Here is a 16,075-nt window from a genome sequence, read left to right as displayed (position 1 = left end):
TAATGAAAAATGAAGTAATAGCAGCAGAACTCTTAAGTGGGTTAGAGCAGTTGGGAGAAGCGCCTGCATTATCCCTTGATGGCCATGAGTGGAATGGTAACCAGATACTGGCCTGGACAAACGCTGTAGCAGAAAACCTGGGTGAGCAGCTGGATATCTTGCAAGGTAACACACTGCTGTTACCTGCCAATAGTTGCGAAGAAGCAGTTCGACTGCTTTTGCACGTGGTGGCGCTAAGGTTGGGGATCGGGTTTGAAACTGAAGCCCCGACTAATGCAGAGGTTGAGCCCCTGGCAATTAAAGTACAAACCCCAGATTTATTGGAAGTTGATCAAGAAGAACTTTCCCTGTTGTTAACAGAGAAGGGGCTGATAGAGGCTGACAACGCTGAAGCAAATTTCACACTGTATAAATCCCAGCAGGACTCGCTAGGGGCTCTTCAGGGCAGTGTAGGGGTATTTTCCCCTCTCAATAAATTTGCTCGATTTGCTATTTTTGCAGCATGGAGTTGTGGGCTTGCTGTCTATTTGCAGTCGCCGGAAATCAATCCCGCAAAAGCACTGGTCGTTTTGGAACGCTCGGGATTTAGCGGAGTAATACTGCTGGCAACCTTATTAAAGGGGTTGGTCGCACATCCCGCAATTGCCCTGACAAACCTGAAAAATCTGCAATGCCTGCTCTATGAAACCGAAGTATTGCTGGCACAACCCCTGTTGCAGAATGCTCGGTGCCTATTAGCCAGTGAGATAGCTGGTTGGGTCTGTAGCGAGACGGGTATAGAACCTGTTGCAAAGGCAGAGCAGGCGTTAACCCAAAAGCTCGAGGCCATCACTGAGAGTGTTGCGAAACATCCCGCTGTCGCCAACTCTGCCACTGTGCCCCTTACCGGGTGCGACCGCTGGGCTGTGTTTGCACAAGCTAAGGTACAGGAGAGGATACCGGACAAGCCTGGCATGCCCGATATGGCTGGGTTATTTGAAGGAATTAATACCGAGCTGGATACAGAATTTGCCCATATTGACTTGGAACATGCGGTAAAGGTTACCGAACAACTTAACGCTACCGCTTTGCTTTCCATGCTGAATGCCTTTAGTCACCTGGGACTGTTTTGTGATCAGTGCTCAGTACACAGTTTGGCAGAGATACTCGAAACCCCACCAGTTGCTCAACAGCATCAAGCTTTAATCAAACGTTGGATCAGGGTTTTACAAGAGCAGCAGCTGCTTAGTGCTGAGGGTGACAGCTGGCGTGTCGAGGTTGATCCAGATAACTACAGTGATACCGCTCTTGCCCAGGCTTGGGATCAACTGGAACAGGATTGGCGAGCACTCTCTGGAGCTAGCAAAACGATTGATTACGCCCGCGCTAATGCGGCGCAATTACCAGATCTGATTCGAGGCAAAGTCCAGGCTGTGCACCTGCTGTTCCCCCGTGGTAGCACTGAGTTGGCGAGTGCGCTCTACCGGGAGGGTATCGCTGCCAGGTACCAACAGCATGCAGTCAGTGCTTTATTGAAGTCCATTTTAAATAGCTGGGAAGAGCAGCCGCAGCCCCTGAAAATTTTAGAGGTTGGTGCAGGTACCGGCGCGACAACCCAGGCCCTCTTGCCCGTGTTGGACGATGCCAGTGGCCATACCCCGTTTGATTACCAGTTCACGGATATCTCTGCGGCTTTTCTCGACAGCTTTTTCGCACAACATGGCGATCAGAAGCAACGCCCCTGGTTGCGCCGAGGTTTGTTTGATATTGATCGTTCGTTGCGCAGCCAGGGATTTTCCCCTAATAGCTTCGATGTAATTATTGCCGGTGGTGTTTTTAATGCCGCCCACAACACAGATGCCTCACTGCGAAGAGTGACTGAGTTATTGCGCCCGGGAGGTTGGTTCATTATGACCGAGCCAACCAGTGAGGAGTTCTGGGTGATGGCTTCACAGGCATTTATGTTGGCCGATGCCGTCGACGAGCGCACGGATTTCGGTGCAACATTTCTGTCACTTTCCCAGTGGCACAATGCCCTGGAGGCTGCCGGATTACAGCTGGCTATGGATTTGCCTGTCTCTGAACACCCCCTATCCAGACAGGGACATCGCTTCTTTGCCTGTAGAGCCAAGCAAAATCAAATGCGCCTGACGGCAGATTATCTTTCCGAATATATCGATCATTTTGATTCGGAAATCTTTATCCAGGTTTTGGACCAGTTGCCTCTGACGCTTGAGGGACAGGTAGACCATGCCCAGTTGCAGGAATGGGCCCAGTCCATGGGCAGTCATCAGGGAGATTCGTCCTGTGGAAATTGAAAAGCGCAAGCGAGTTGTCGTTGCAGGGACAGGCTTTGGGCGTATTTATCTCGAAGCCCTGACTTCCTCCAGATTACCCGGTCGGGATTATTTTGAATTGGCCGGTTTATTGGCTCGGGGTAGTGATTATTCCAGAAGTTGTGCCGAACAATATGGGGTGCCGCTTTATACCGAGGCTGAGCAAATTCCCGATGACATCGATATAGTCTGTGTTGTTGTTCGTTCTGGGGCAACGGGGGGCGAGGGTTCTGAATTGGCCCAATCGCTACTCAAGCGGGGTATTCATGTATTGCAGGAGCACCCGGTCCACACCAAGGAAATTACTGCAAACCTGCTGGCGGCAAAGCAGGGAAATGCGGCTTACGCGGTTAATACGCTATATCCGAATTTGCGTCCTACCAGACAATTTTTGGCGGCGGCCGAATATTTACGTCGGCACCAGCGCTTGGAAATGATCGATGCTATCTGCAACAGCCAGATGGCCTATCCGCTGCTGGATGTAATTGGACGCGCGGTAGGCGGCCTTCGTCCCTGGTCTTTTAGCGAGCCGGTGCAAGCGGAAGGGCACCCTTTTCAGAGTTTATCGGCCACTCTTGGTGGAGTGCCCTTGACGTTGCGCATACAAAATCAGGTGCACCCACAAGACCCGGACAATCACTCCCTGTTACTGCATCGACTTGCCATAGGTAGTGAGGGGGGTGTTCTAACCCTGGCCGATACCCACGGCCCCGTGCTGTGGAATCCAAGGCTGCATTCACCACGGGATCAAACAGGCAGGCTGATACTGAGCGGTGAGGGTACCGAGCGATTGGCGGTGCCCAGCATGGTAACCCTGGGTGATACGGACATGCGCAGTTACCACGATATTTTTGCCCTCACTTGGCCTGAGGCCGTTATCCAGGCTCTGCATTCCCTTTGCGCTGATATCGCGCAACCTGAAAAACGTAGACAGAGCGGCCAGTGGGCTTTGAGTGTGTCGATGGCATGGAGTGATTTAACTGCGCGTATCGGTATGCCGGCATTAATCCAGCCCGGGGAACCGGAACCAGTATCAGTGCAGGCACTTACCGATATTGTTCGCCAGGCTTGCGACTAGAAGAAAACGCGTTCAGTACAAAAAGCGATTACGGAATTTTTACTGATAAACGGGGTTAGGAGGAGAGATGCAAAAGCAATCAGGGTTGATCGTTGAAGGGCTCTTTAAGACTTATAAAAACGGGGTGAAAGCGCTAAACGGTGTTGATTTAGAAGTTGGCCCCGGAATGTATGGGTTGCTCGGGCCGAATGGCGCCGGGAAAAGTAGTTTGATGCGCACTTTGGCAACCCTGCAAACGCCAGATAGTGGCCGGATTATTCTCGATGGTGTGGATGTTCTGGCAGACCCGGATTTTATGCGCAGTAAATTGGGTTATTTGCCGCAACATATTGGCGCATACCCCGGAATTGCCGCGCGGGCATTATTGGATCGGTTTGCCTGGCTTAAAGGTTTCACCCAAACGAGTGCACGGCGTCGCGAAGTGGACAGGCTTTTGGAGCAGGTCAATTTGGCCGATGTGGCCGATCGAGCTGTATCAACTTATTCCGGCGGCATGCTGCGCCGCTTTGGTATTGCCATTGCACTTATCGGTGAGCCGCGCCTAATTATTGTCGACGAACCCACAGCAGGCCTGGACCCCGCTGAGCGCAATCGCTTTCACTGTGTTTTGGCGGATGTCGCGGCGGATGCCATTGTATTGCTCTCCACCCATATCGTAGAAGATATCGAAAACCTGTGTCAGCGCCTGGCGATACTGGCCTCAGGGCGCATCGTCGTTGAGGGGACAGCCCCGGAAGTGACTGCTCCCCATAGAGACAAGATGTGGCAAGCACTGATTCCTCGCGGCGAGCAGTTACCGGAATCTCTGCACAATATCGCCAAGCCCGATGGCACCCAGGTAATCGTATACGGTGAGAAACCCGAAGACCCTCGTTTTATAGCCCATACCCCACGCCTGGAAGATATTTATCACCTGGCGATTGAGCAGGTAAAAGACCAGCGGGAGGCGGCATGAACAAGCTGGCGCTTATTGCCCATGAGGCAAAGCTGGAAATAAGGGCCGGTTTTAGCAGCGGCATTGTGGCATTGGCCTTTTGGGGGCTTGTGATCTACCTGCTATTGAATCTGGTGAACGCAGACTATATGCAAAAAATGGGGGCTACAGATATCCCCCGGAACTCGCCATCGCTCATTTACCTGATGGGTGCTGGGTGTATGTTCTTCCAGTTTTTTGCCTGGGCCTGGGTATTCTCACAACCGATTCTGCGCGATCGCAAAGCCAGTTTGCACGAAGTCATTTATACAACCCCGAATTCCCTGAGGGTTATGCTTTGGGGACGGTTTATCGGTGCAGCGGTGATAGGGGCCATATTAAGTGCATCGGCACTGGTGGGCTTTTTATTCTCACCGGTATTGGTTTGGATGGGCTTACTGCCCGAAGCGGCGATTGGCCCAGCCCCCTGGAAAGCCCTCGGCTTTGCATGGATCTGGCTACAGATTCCCGCCAGCGTCGGTATCGGTGCTCTGTATTTTATGATGACACTGCGCACTCGAAGCCTGGCGGGTCCCTTTGGGATCGCTGCGGCTTTGATGATGCTGTGGATGTTTGCTGTAATCGTGCTTCAGGGTGCAAGCATTAATCCGCAGCTGGCTGCGGTAATGGACCCTTCGCTGTTTACTTTCGTTTATACGGAAGTCACCTCTTGGACACCTTTGCAAAAATCCTCTTCTCTATTGCCCTTTACCCTGGGCTCGGTATTAAACCGGATTTTTTGGTGTCTTTTACCGCTGCTTGCTTTAGCTGTCTACTTGAAATACCTGAGAAGGGAGTCCCTGGTTATGGAAGGGGCTGCCAAACCTTCTCGCGCTAAAGCCAGCAAAAAGGCAGCTGCCAGTGAAGTAGTAGATCTCTCTCTATCCAAGCCAGATAGCGCATCGCTTGGCCGCAGCCTGCGTCAATTAATGCTGGAAGCCCGTTGGAGGCTGTTCCATGTATGGAGTAGTCGGGCCTGGTGGGTTGGTGTGGCAATACTCGTCGTAATGGGGGTCGTCAGCTCTTTTACCCAAATTATCTGGCATGCGGAAGGGCCCATGGCACCGCGTTTGGAAATGCTGTTGCCACTCCTCAAGGATGTTATTTTTCTTGTGATTGCATTTGTGATCGCGGCGCTGACTGGCTTGGTGTGCCGCAGGGATCAGGTGCCAGGGTTTGAGGATATGCTGGCTGCTACCCCAGCGCCGGACTATATGCGCTTATTTGGTGTTGCCCTTACGGTATTTGCTATGACGGTGCTGTTGGCATTGCTACCGGGGTTATCGGGCATCTTTGCCGTGCTTCTTTCTGCACCGGCCTCTGTCGATATTGGCCAGGCATTTACATACCAGTTGTTGATAGTGACAGCGCCGTTATTGGAGTTGTCGATGATGGTGCTCCTGGTGCATGCGCTATTCCGTCATGCGGGCTTTGCCTACTCCATGTCAATGTTCGTGACCTTTATTTTGGTACTGAATCATGAATTGGAGCTGGTGCATTACCCTCCCTATGAAGTGGGTATCACCGCTCATATTCAACTGTCGACTCTCAGTGGTTGGGAACCTTGGATCGGTTATTTGTTCGCCCTGGATGGATTCAAAGTTGCACTCGCCGTATTGATGGTCGGCTTGGCTGCTCTATGGGTTCCAAGAGGATTGGATAGCCGCATGTCCCGGGGTTTTGCCCTGATACGCTCTCGCCTAATAGTCCCCCAGGGTGCCTTGGTGGCTTGTTCCGCTCTATTTCTTCTTGGTCTGGGCTCTGTACTGGAAGACAAGTTGGTAGTGCAGGGAGGTTATCAATCACCGGAGCAACTGAAGCGGGAAGATGCAGCCTGGGAAGCATACTGGTTACCGAAAGCAAGTGAGTTTCAAGTATCTGGCGGTGATCTGGAAATCAGTATCAACCCGGATAATCAGACAGTGGAAGCTGAGTGGCAATTGCTCCAAGTCCAGGTTGATGGACAGGGCTTGCAGTTTGAATTGCCCCAGGGATTTGTCCTGGTGAACGCTTTGGTGGATGGGCGTGAAGTAACGCCTGAACAGCGCTACGACCATATGTCCCTGCCAGTTTCAGGCTGCCCTGAACAGGGTTGCAACATCAAATTGTTATGGCAAATGACGGCGCCAGGGTGGTCCGCAGAGGGAGAACCCTCTGGGCTGACTGCCAGTGGAGTCTGGTTACAAGCGAGCGATATTGTTCCGCGTATCGGTATTGACCCCGAGCGTATCTTGCGTGTGTCAGCGGAACGTAAAGCGCTGGGTTTGAACCCTGAGTTCAACCTGCCGTCTTCACAACTGGCCACAACCCTTGAAGGCGCGGCCCCATCCGGGGACTGGCGCTGGCAGATTCAAATCCAAAGGGACGATAAAAATGTCTTTAGTGAGCAGGGGAGTACCCATGGCCCTTTGGATTTCTCCATTCAATGGGCACCCGATACGAAAATAGCAGTATTCGATGGGTTTGATATTTCCCATGATTCCGATCGCTCAAATATGGCTTCTGCCATTGCTAAAGACGTTGGCGAGATGCAGGCCTGCGTTAGTAAGCGGCTGGGTACTGATATCGAAATTAAACAGATTGCCCAATGGCCAAGAGGGCTCGGCGAGACTCGCGCCAGCGGTACCTTGCTGCAATTGTCCGAAGGACCTCATTGGGATATTGCTGATGAAGGCACAGGGCGCTGGCTGAGGCGGGTTGATATTGCCCGAGCCTTGGCCAGACAGCATCTAGTTGCCAGGTCGGATTTACGACGTATTGCCGGTTCTGCATGGCTCAGCGATGGCGTTTCGGGAGCGATTGGCCTGCTGTGTGTTGCAGAAATGGACGGTATCGAAGTACTTGATGATGTTCTGGTCCGCTACTCCGACAAGACGACTAGAGACTTGGCTGGCAGCGAGGTTCCTGTTGAAAGCTTAAGTACAGCGCCGATTTCCGGTTGGGCTCGCTACTATGCGCCGGTGGCTGCACTGGATTGGACACTTCACCAAACCCCGGAATCCCTGTCTGCATTACTCGATGATATTCAGCAGCAGAAAAACATCGAGATTGTACTGAACGCCTATGTGGGTGTGACCCGTACACAAAATATGCTCGGAGCTCCTCTTTCATCAGCTTTAACAGTCGATTATTTGGAGACGGGCCAGATACGCCTGGAGGGACAGCGTTGGCGCTGGGAGAAAGGCGGGTGGCAGCCGGTTTCCGAAATGGCCAGCTATCGTTTATTGACCGATATCAATGAGCTGGATGCTGAGGTCATCAATGGAAATAGGCTGATTGATCGTCTGCCTTCGAAACAGGTATTGGCGCTGGATGTTTGGCCATCCTATCAGCGTGATCCAGCGCAGAATTTACTCGGAAGGACGAAAGTCCCTGCGAAATAGCCACATTAAGATTTCATTTTTACATAAACACAGGAAGCTTGATCAATGCCCAGTAAAATTACAAATAAAAAAAGAAAGATTGCGCAGCAAATCTCATTATTGTCAGCCACCTTACTCACTACCTCTATGGTCCACTCTGCTGGGGAGACTGCGGATGCCGATAGCCTGTCGGACAGTGAACTGGAAATTGTAGTGGTAACTGCCCGACACTCTAAGGAGAACGCCAGAGACGTTCCCTTTAGTGTGAATGCGATCGACGGAGTTACCTTGCAAAACAGGTTGTTACACAATGTGGAGGATGCTCTGCGCAGTGTGCCTGGGGTTGATGTTTATTCTTCAAGTGGGGCTGTGGACGCCAATATCCGCATTCGCGGAGTTGGCTCTCTAACCCAGGTGAACAAGGATGACGGTTCCGTTGTTGTGAATATTGATGGCGTATCCATGCCAGCGGGAAATGTTTCTCTTGGCACGTTGGATATCGACAGGCTGGAAATACTGAAAGGTCCACAGGGCACTTTATTTGGGCGCAACAGCGAAGCTGGCGCCATAAATATAATTACCAACAAGCCAACCGGGGATTTAGAAGTTTACGGTCGCATTGAGCTCGGAGAGCAAAGCCAGCGGTTATACGAGGCAGTCCTCAGTGGTCCCTTTTCTGAATCGCTCAGTGGCCGCCTGGCAGTCCGCCAAACAAGTGAAGATCACTGGATTGAAAATACCACGGATGGTGATCCAATGACAGAGCCTGAAGCCCTGGCGTTTCGAGGCAGCCTGCTATGGGATCTCAGCCCAGAGACGTCAGCCTTGGTTATAGTAGAGAAGCAACGTCAAGAAGGTTTTCTGAACCTGCAGTTATTGCAGCCTTTTACGGACAGCCCTGGCAGTGAGCATACGCCGGGAGTGTTCGATGATAATAATAAAACCGTTGAACGCTTTTCCTCTGAAATCAGTCACCAGTGGGATCGCAGTCAATTAACCTCGATTACCGCATTGGTTAATACTGACTTTAGTTACCTAACCGGATTTGACAAGACCACAGCCGGGGCTGTATTCAATTTCCCGGTAGAATATCTTCGCGGCGATATGCAAGATGAGCGAGCTATCAGTCAGGATCTGCGCTTATCATCCCTGCCAGATGCCGCCATATTCTGGGTAGCTGGGGTCAATCTGCATGATGCTGAAAGAGGCTTCGATTCGCAGGATTTGGTGACCCTTGCTACTCAAAACAGGGATTTTGATATTGACAGCCAGGCCCTCTATGGCGAGGCAACGCTCCCGTTAACCCAGCGTCTCGATTTCACTGCTGGGATACGTTATACCCGGGAGAACAAAGATTACATTGGGGAATATATTACTTTTGGCCCAGGCGGCCGCACACGAGTTTTACAAGACCGGCGGAATTTGGATGATACCTATACGACGGGGCGATTGGCCCTCGGCTACTCCATCACCGAGTCTACCAATATTTATGCAGTGGCTGCACGTGGGTATAAATCGGGTGGCTTTAACGATTTTGCTACGCAACCTGCCGATAGCGTACCTTATAGGCCAGCCATTGTCGATAGCATTGAATTTGGTTTTAAAAATGCGTCAGACAAGCTGAGCTTCAATGGTGCCGTGTTCTATAGTGCAGTCAAAGATGACCATTTACTAGGTTTTGACTTTACCACCTTTGCCTCTGCTGCGGTAAATGCCGATACGGAAACCTTTGGAGTTGAGATGGAAGGTAACTGGTTTGTTACGGAAGGATTTAATATCGCGGGTGGCTTGAGCTTTCTGGATACAGAAATTACAAGTGCCGTGCTGGGTGTTTCTGGTGGACCTGTCGCTGCAGGGAATAAAGTACCTGATGTACCACGCTGGAGTGCGAACCTGTCGTTAAACTATTCTCATCCATTACCAGAATTCATGGGGTTGAGCGCACCGACATTCAATTCCAGTGTTAGCTTCCGCCGTGTGGATGAGCGACCAGCCGATGCACAAAACCATTTCAACCTGGATGCCTATGGTAAGCTGGATCTGCGCTTGGCATTGCAAGCCGATTCCATGGAGCTGTACCTGTATGCCGATAATTTGCTCGATGAACAGTTTGAATTTTATGGTTATACCAATGCGATATTTGCACCCTCAGCCAGAATTGGTGCCCCGGCAAAAGGTCGTCGTGCGGGTATTGGGGCAATTTACCGCCTATAATGACTCATAAGAAGTTAATTTGATAGAATCTGTTATTAACTATGCGCTGATAACTGCTTCTGGCTCTTTGAAAGATCACGGATCAGCCACTTTAAATGGTTGATCTGTCTTATTGATTTCAAATGGGCAGTCAATTTATACGAAATTTGCCCGATTGACTTTTCCACTATGCAATAAATTCGGGTCCAGATCTTCTTTGAGGCCGTTAATTTCTACGCCTGTAACTTTCGTTATGGCGCCGGGCTTGAGATTAAAAGTGGGATCTGCAGCCGTTAGCTGTCGAACGGCTTGCCAATCCTGCGCGCTCACGTCCATATGCACTTTGTGCAAACCGGTAGCGCCGTTCTCATGATTCGTTTCATCGGGATGCTGGGAAGGATTGTAAGGGCTCACCATAAATGGCAGCCGTTCTGAACGAGGATAAATAAAGCGAAAACGAGTTTTCTGCCCATCGGGTTTGGTACGGCGCCAGGGGACTACTCGTCCCGTCTGAATTCCCGACTGCTGTAATGTCGACAAATCATTATCAAAATCCTCACTCACCAAGGCAACATCGCAAAAACCCTCTCCCTCCTGAGACCAACGTATCATCCTGCGCCCTGCACCCAGACCGGCAAAGATATCAATTAACCATTTGAAATAGTGGGCATTGGAGGGTGATGTTAACAGCTCTATGATAGCGCCTTCACGAAACCAGATATGAGCATGCTGTGCATTTTGCTTCTTTGTCGCATAATCTACTGTGAACCCAAGTTGGCGGAAGTCTCGCACCGCCTGATGAATATCTTTTACCCATAGCAAAACATGGCTACAACGTGTTCTCATGATAGAACCTTTATTTTTGCAGATTGATTTTTATTCAGGCTTGCTGGATTCTTCGAATTCTATTCAATTTTCCGCAGAGATATTTTATTTAAATCATTGGCTAAGGTAAACATTAGGCCTCTGAATTTTCTGATCGTTAAAATCAGGAGAGTAGAAAAATCTGGCTGAACTTGTCGGTGGGGTTACTCGATCGCTTACGCTGGAACCATGCCAAGACCGCGTGCACTCTGGCCGTGCCGTTATGCTTTCCCGAGATAATGGCATGGGCATGGCAGAGTGGGTGCGCACGCGGATCGCCGTCGTCAGTCATGAATTGCCCCAAGAGCCTTGCGTTGTGCCCTTCGTCAGCCAACTCGTCAGGGGGCATGTCTTTAGCTTGTGCACGATAGGTGTTCAGCCCCGCTTGGATCTGGGCGATCACCTCAATACGAGTTTAATTACTGATGGTCGAGTTCAGAAGTGCCGAAAATTGGTCGATAGCCTGATCCAAATGCCCTTTTTTGTCGTTTTTTGCCCTTCCTTGGTGGGGCCATAGCAAACTCCATTTTAATTGAATTGCAGCCAGAAAGCCTCTGCAGTCCCCGAGATTTGCGCGGGTTAATTTACCAAAAATTGGGTGATACTGCCCCTCTTCGTCGTGTGGGCTAGCATCTGTGACCCATAGAATACGATTTTGTGAATCACTCCGAGGGTGTGTTGTAGGGTATACCGTTGTACAAAAAAGCACTGGTTTGAGCGAATTCATTAATCATTATGGCAGCGGTAGGAAGTGCTTCAATGCTCTCTACCACTGGCGATGGCCTGAGGGTTTTCGTTGCTCTCACTGTGGTCACGACCAGTGCTGCCAACTCACCCACCGGAAGTCACAGCAGTACAACCGCTGCCGCCAGCAAACTGCCGGCACCATATACGATTCCAGCATGCTGGTCCTTACCGTGCGGTTCCTGGCCATCTTCCGCATTATCCAGAACAAAAAGGGCATCTCCAGCATGCAGCTGGCTTGCCATTTGGGTATCTCCTACAACGCCGCCTGGCACATAAAACAGAAGCGCATACTGGTGATGCTGGAGCCAGACCAACGATACAAGTTGTCCGGCTTCATCGGGTTGGGCGACGCCAATCGCGGTGGCGAGCGTACCGGATGTAAGCCGGCGCGTGGCGCTGAGGGCAAGGCGCGCTTCGTGGGCGCCGTTGAAACCACCAGGGAAGGCCATCCCACCCGAGTCAAACCCTGCGTAGCCAAAGCTTTTCGAAGTACTGAAATCGCCACATGGAGCAAGTGCCACCTAAGCAAAGGCAGTACCCTTATCTCGGATGGTCTCACGTGCTTCAATGCCGCCACTGAGGTCGGCTGTGACCACGACAAAATCGTCTGCGGAGGCGATCGGGCCTCCGTTGAGGAGCCTGAATTCTATTGGGTGAACACGCTGCTCGGCAACTGAAAGAGTGCATTGCGTGGTACCTACCACACGATACATCTAAAATATGCGCAGCGTTATCTGGCGGAATTCCAGTATCGTATCCATCGCAGATTCGACCTTTGTGCGCTCATTCCACGGCTCGCCTACGTGTCTCTCAGGACACGACTACTACCGGAAAACTGCTAAAACCCGGCTTAACATGCGTGGTAATCAGGCATGTTTTAAAGTGAGCGTAAAGGCATTAGTGTCACTGCGAGCCAGTTGAAACCCCGTTCATGGGTCAGCCGTTCACGTTGTTTAGCGAAAGCTGAAACCGGTGAAAGTTGGCTCGATCTTCCACTTGAGGAGGCAGAAAAGACAGTAGGGCATCTCTATAAATTGAGTTTTTCTTTAATTTATGGCTCTGAGACCCCCATCATTCGGTGCTTATGGGCACCAAATAAGTAATTTTTAGAGATGCCCAGAAAAGAGGCCGCAAATCAAGATCGGTGTTTGCTTATGATGGCCAATAGGGTGTTTATGCTCCTTATACCAGAATTTGCTACTTCATCTGTCCCGTTTGGTCAATTAAACTTTTCCTGTTGGCTTGATAATTAGCTAGAATTAATGTGTTTTAGACTAAGGTAAGGTGAAAGCATGGGTCGACGTTGGAATGGCTGGGGTGACGAAAGTTACGTAAAAGAAGTTTCTGATCACGGTCGTCGTTTAATCCACTCTGTCATTGGCGTACCCCAATCATTACCCAATACTACCCTTGATGCGGTTATGGCCAAAGTGCCACCTTCCCGATTGCCGGACCATTTTCTGATTTCAAAAGGGACGGAAGAACGGGTTCGTCATGCCCGGGGGCAGAGCTTTCCAGACTGGCTGGCTATGCACAGTGGTGATTATGGTGTTTTTCCAGATGGTGTCGCTTATCCGGAAAGCAGTTCACAGGTTCGGAAGTTGCTGGATCTTGCCGTTGAGCAGGACTTTGAAGTGATTCCTTATGGTGGTGGGACGTCCGTCGCCGGTCATATTACTCCGCAGCAAAGTCAACGGGCTATTCTAACCATTGATATGGGCAGAATGAACCAATTATTGGATCTTAACGAAGAAAGCCAGATAGCTACTTTTGGCGCAGGCACGCCCGGGCCTCTGGTGGAATCCCAGCTACGGGTGCAAGGTTATACCCTGGGACATTATCCACAATCCTGGGAGCTATCAACTGTCGGTGGCTGGATTGCTTCCCGGTCTTCCGGTCAGCAGTCTCTTGGATTTGGGCGTATAGAACAACTGTTTGCCGGTGGCAGTATGGAAACGCTTCACGGCACATTGGATATTCCCTCTATTCCGGCGTCATCAGCAGGGCCGGATATCCGTGAAATGACCATGGGGACAGAAGGTCGACTGGGAATATTTACAGAAGTGCAGCTGAGAGTGACCCGTTTGGCGGAGGAAGAGAAATTCCTTGTGGTCTTTATGCCGGACTGGAATTCTGCCAAAAAGGCGGTGCGAGAGCTGATTCAACAAAAAGTACCCATGTCCATGATGCGGGTCAGCAATGCCAAAGAGGCAAAGGCGCATATCCATCTAGGGACCAAAGAGTCAGAGTTTAAGCTGTTGGATCGTTATCTGCGTTTCCGTGGCTTGGGGAATGATCGCTGTATGCTGACTTTTGCTGTAACGGGGTCAAAGGCTCAAAACAAAACCTCACTGAAGCAGATTAGAAAAATATTGAAAAGCTATGGCGGTATTGGAGGCCCTATTGCCCAGGTGATGGGTAAGATCTGGGCAGATGGGCGTTTCAAGTTTCCTTACCTTCGTGAAACTACCTGGCAGGAAGGCATCGCCATCGACACACTGGAAACTTCCACGGACTGGGAGAATGTGGACCCTGTTCTACAGGGTATAGAAGAAAGTCTGGAAAATGCTCTGAAAGATGAAAGCGAAGAAGTCATGGTGTTTACCCATCTTTCTCATATGTATTCACAGGGGTGCAGTATTTATACAACTTATTTTTTCCGCTGCGCAAACAGTTACGAGGCAACACTAAAGCGCTGGCAAAAAATGAAAACTTCTGCGTCAGAAGTGATTGCCCGTAGTCGTGCAACCATTTCTCATCAGCACGGCGTTGGCAAGGATCACGCCCTCTACCTGGAGGCAGAAAAAGGCAAGCTTGGCATGCGGATCATCCGTACCCTGACAAAAGAGTTTGACAGTGATTTTCGCCTGAACCCCGGAACCTTGCTGGTTCAGGAATCAGGGCAGGGATGATAGTCAATGTGGCAGAAAACATGGCAGTCCGGTCAGCGGGCAACACTGTTCAACAAGCTTGAAAATGAAACTGAGCAATGGGATCTGATCATTGCTGGTGGAGGCATTACAGGAGCAGGTATTGCCCGGGAAGCCGCACGGCGGGGCCTGAAAGCCCTTTTACTGGAACGTCGTGATTTTGCCTGGGGTACTTCCAGCCGTTCTTCGAAAATGGTGCATGGTGGGCTGAGATACATCGCCGCCGGCGATATCAAAACCACAGTGCACTCTGTACACGAGCGTGAACGCTTAATGTATGAAGTGCCGGGTCTGGTGGATAAAATGGCCTTTATGATGCCCCATTATAAAGGCAGGTTTCCAGGTCCCCTGGTGTTTAATATCCTCCTTGGAATCTATGATATTTTTGCTGGGCGGCGCTATCGGAAGAAGCTCTCCCTGAAGGAAGCAAAATGGGTTTGCCCCCATATTAATGAAAAACATCTGATAGCCGGAACACAGTTCACTGATGCCATAACCGACGATTCAAGGTTGGTTATACGGGTATTGCGCGAAGCGCAGGAAGATGGAGCGGCCATTGTCAACTATGTGGGCGTGAGGCACCTGTTAAAACAGGATGGCAGGGTTGTTGGTGTTGAAGTAGAAGATGCGCTTACCCATCAGTGCCGCGAACTTAAAGCCAGAGTGGTGATTAACGCTACCGGTGTCTGGGTGGATGAACTGCGCAGTGAGATGGCAAAGGAGAAAAATATTCGACCTGCCCGTGGGAGTCACATTGTGGTGCCTTTCTGGCGGCTGCCTGTGGCACAGACTTTGACGACATTTCATCCGCACGACGGAAGACCAATATTCATCTACCCCTGGGAAGGCAGAACTGTAATCGGTACAACAGATCTTGATGAGAACGCTATTGAGAATGTTGAAGCGAGTATGACCCGTGAAGAAATGGACTATCTGATTGGAGTGACTCGTTATCAATTTCCTTCAGCAGAACTGGAAGAGGGTGACATTTTGTCATCCTGGGCCGGTGTAAGGCCATTGATTGCCTCTGGTGCCCTAAGCCCCTCCAAAGAAAAGCGAAATCACAGTGTATGGGATGATAATGGCCTGGTATCGGTCAGTGGTGGTAAGTTAACCACATTTCGATTGATTGCTCTCGATGTACTGTCTACTGCCAGCAAATATCTGCGCGAATATGAAAACAAGGCAGATTCAAAGGCGATATTTTCCCCGTTCAGTCCAGAAAATAGTTTGTTTGCAGGGCTCCCTTCCTACTTGAAAAAACGGTTTTTCGGTTACTATGGTAAAGATGCAGAGCCATTGGTTGCTGGCGCGAACCGTTCTGAACTTAACCTGATACCGGGAACCCGTTCAACCTGGGCAGAGCTGCGCTGGGTCGCAGCCAACGAGGCGGTAGTGCATCTTGATGATTTACTACTGCGCAGAACTCGACTGGGTTTGCTTTTAGCAAAAGGCGGAATGGTCTATGAAGACAAGATATGCGCTATCTGTCGTGAAGCCCTGGGCTGGACTGAGAAAAAATGGACCGAAGAAAAAGTCCGTTATCAACAAATCTGGCAACAACATTACAGTGTCCCGGCCTGAATAAGTAAGAAAAAAATTCTGAAATTAGG

General features: G+C 50.4%; 8 protein-coding genes and 1 pseudogene. 8 read left to right on the top strand and 1 reads right to left on the bottom strand.

Annotated elements, in window-relative coordinates:
* Positions 1–2: 2 nt before the first annotated feature.
* The 5 genes from Q1A48_RS03655 to Q1A48_RS03635 all read left to right on the top strand — a co-directional run bounded on the left by Q1A48_RS03655 (position 3) and on the right by Q1A48_RS03635 (position 9,942).
* On the top strand, positions 3–2,297 hold the full coding sequence (locus Q1A48_RS03655) for a class I SAM-dependent methyltransferase (RefSeq protein ID WP_299941354.1): 2,295 nt from the start codon (positions 3–5) through the stop codon (positions 2,295–2,297).
* Positions 2,287–3,393: a Gfo/Idh/MocA family oxidoreductase gene (locus tag Q1A48_RS03650; protein ID WP_299941350.1), complete on the top strand. Its 1,107-nt coding sequence runs from the start codon at positions 2,287–2,289 to the stop codon at positions 3,391–3,393. Before Q1A48_RS03655 ends, Q1A48_RS03650 begins: the two co-directional genes overlap by 11 nt.
* Before the next feature lie 67 nt (positions 3,394–3,460).
* Positions 3,461–4,348 carry an ABC transporter ATP-binding protein gene (locus tag Q1A48_RS03645; protein WP_299941347.1) on the top strand — a complete coding sequence of 296 codons (888 nt, stop codon included), beginning with the start codon at positions 3,461–3,463 and terminating at the stop codon, positions 4,346–4,348.
* On the top strand, positions 4,345–7,749 hold the full coding sequence (locus tag Q1A48_RS03640; RefSeq protein WP_299941344.1) for an ABC transporter permease: 3,405 nt from the start codon (positions 4,345–4,347) through the stop codon (positions 7,747–7,749). The genes Q1A48_RS03645 and Q1A48_RS03640 overlap by 4 nt, the downstream gene beginning before the upstream one ends.
* Positions 7,750–7,794: 45 nt before the next feature.
* Entirely contained in the window at positions 7,795–9,942 is a 2,148-nt protein-coding gene (locus Q1A48_RS03635) for a TonB-dependent receptor (RefSeq protein WP_299941341.1), read from the top strand.
* A 135-nt stretch (positions 9,943–10,077) separates the two neighbouring features.
* On the opposite strand, the gene Q1A48_RS03630 is transcribed toward Q1A48_RS03635, so the two are convergent.
* Positions 10,078–10,767 (bottom strand): VOC family protein, encoded by a 690-nt coding sequence (locus Q1A48_RS03630; protein ID WP_299941338.1) that lies wholly within the window; start codon positions 10,765–10,767, stop codon positions 10,078–10,080.
* Positions 10,768–11,498: 731 nt separating this feature from the next.
* On the opposite strand from Q1A48_RS03630, the pseudogene Q1A48_RS03625 reads away from it, so the two are divergent.
* The 3 genes and pseudogenes from Q1A48_RS03625 to Q1A48_RS03615 all read left to right on the top strand — a co-directional run bounded on the left by Q1A48_RS03625 (position 11,499) and on the right by Q1A48_RS03615 (position 16,046).
* A pseudogene (locus Q1A48_RS03625) lies at positions 11,499–12,418 on the top strand (IS1595 family transposase).
* A gap of 406 nt (positions 12,419–12,824) precedes the next feature.
* Positions 12,825–14,444, top strand: a complete 1,620-nt coding sequence (locus tag Q1A48_RS03620; RefSeq protein WP_299941335.1) for an FAD-binding oxidoreductase — start codon at positions 12,825–12,827, stop codon at positions 14,442–14,444.
* Between the two features lie 6 nt (positions 14,445–14,450).
* Positions 14,451–16,046 (top strand): glycerol-3-phosphate dehydrogenase/oxidase, encoded by a 1,596-nt coding sequence (locus Q1A48_RS03615; protein WP_299941332.1) that lies wholly within the window; start codon positions 14,451–14,453, stop codon positions 16,044–16,046.
* Positions 16,047–16,075 lie beyond the last annotated feature (29 nt).

Source organism: uncultured Microbulbifer sp. (genome assembly GCF_947489355.1).
In the GTDB taxonomy this organism is placed as follows: Bacteria; Pseudomonadota; Gammaproteobacteria; order Pseudomonadales; family Cellvibrionaceae; genus Microbulbifer.
Note: the sequence above shows the minus strand (reverse complement) of the source record. Positions and strands in the feature narration are given on the sequence as shown.

Excerpts from the sequence above, each read along its gene's own strand:
- Q1A48_RS03655 (WP_299941354.1), top strand. The coding sequence starts at position 3 with ATGAAAAATGAAGTAATAGCAGCAGAACTCTTAAGTGGGTTAGAGCAG.
- Q1A48_RS03645 (WP_299941347.1), top strand. The coding sequence starts at position 3,461 with ATGCAAAAGCAATCAGGGTTGATCGTTGAAGGGCTCTTTAAGACTTAT.
- Q1A48_RS03640 (WP_299941344.1), top strand. The coding sequence starts at position 4,345 with ATGAACAAGCTGGCGCTTATTGCCCATGAGGCAAAGCTGGAAATAAGG.
- Q1A48_RS03635 (WP_299941341.1), top strand. The coding sequence starts at position 7,795 with ATGCCCAGTAAAATTACAAATAAAAAAAGAAAGATTGCGCAGCAAATC.
- Q1A48_RS03630 (WP_299941338.1), bottom strand. The coding sequence starts at position 10,767 with ATGAGAACACGTTGTAGCCATGTTTTGCTATGGGTAAAAGATATTCAT.
- Q1A48_RS03620 (WP_299941335.1), top strand. The coding sequence starts at position 12,825 with ATGGGTCGACGTTGGAATGGCTGGGGTGACGAAAGTTACGTAAAAGAA.
- Q1A48_RS03615 (WP_299941332.1), top strand. The coding sequence starts at position 14,451 with ATGTGGCAGAAAACATGGCAGTCCGGTCAGCGGGCAACACTGTTCAAC.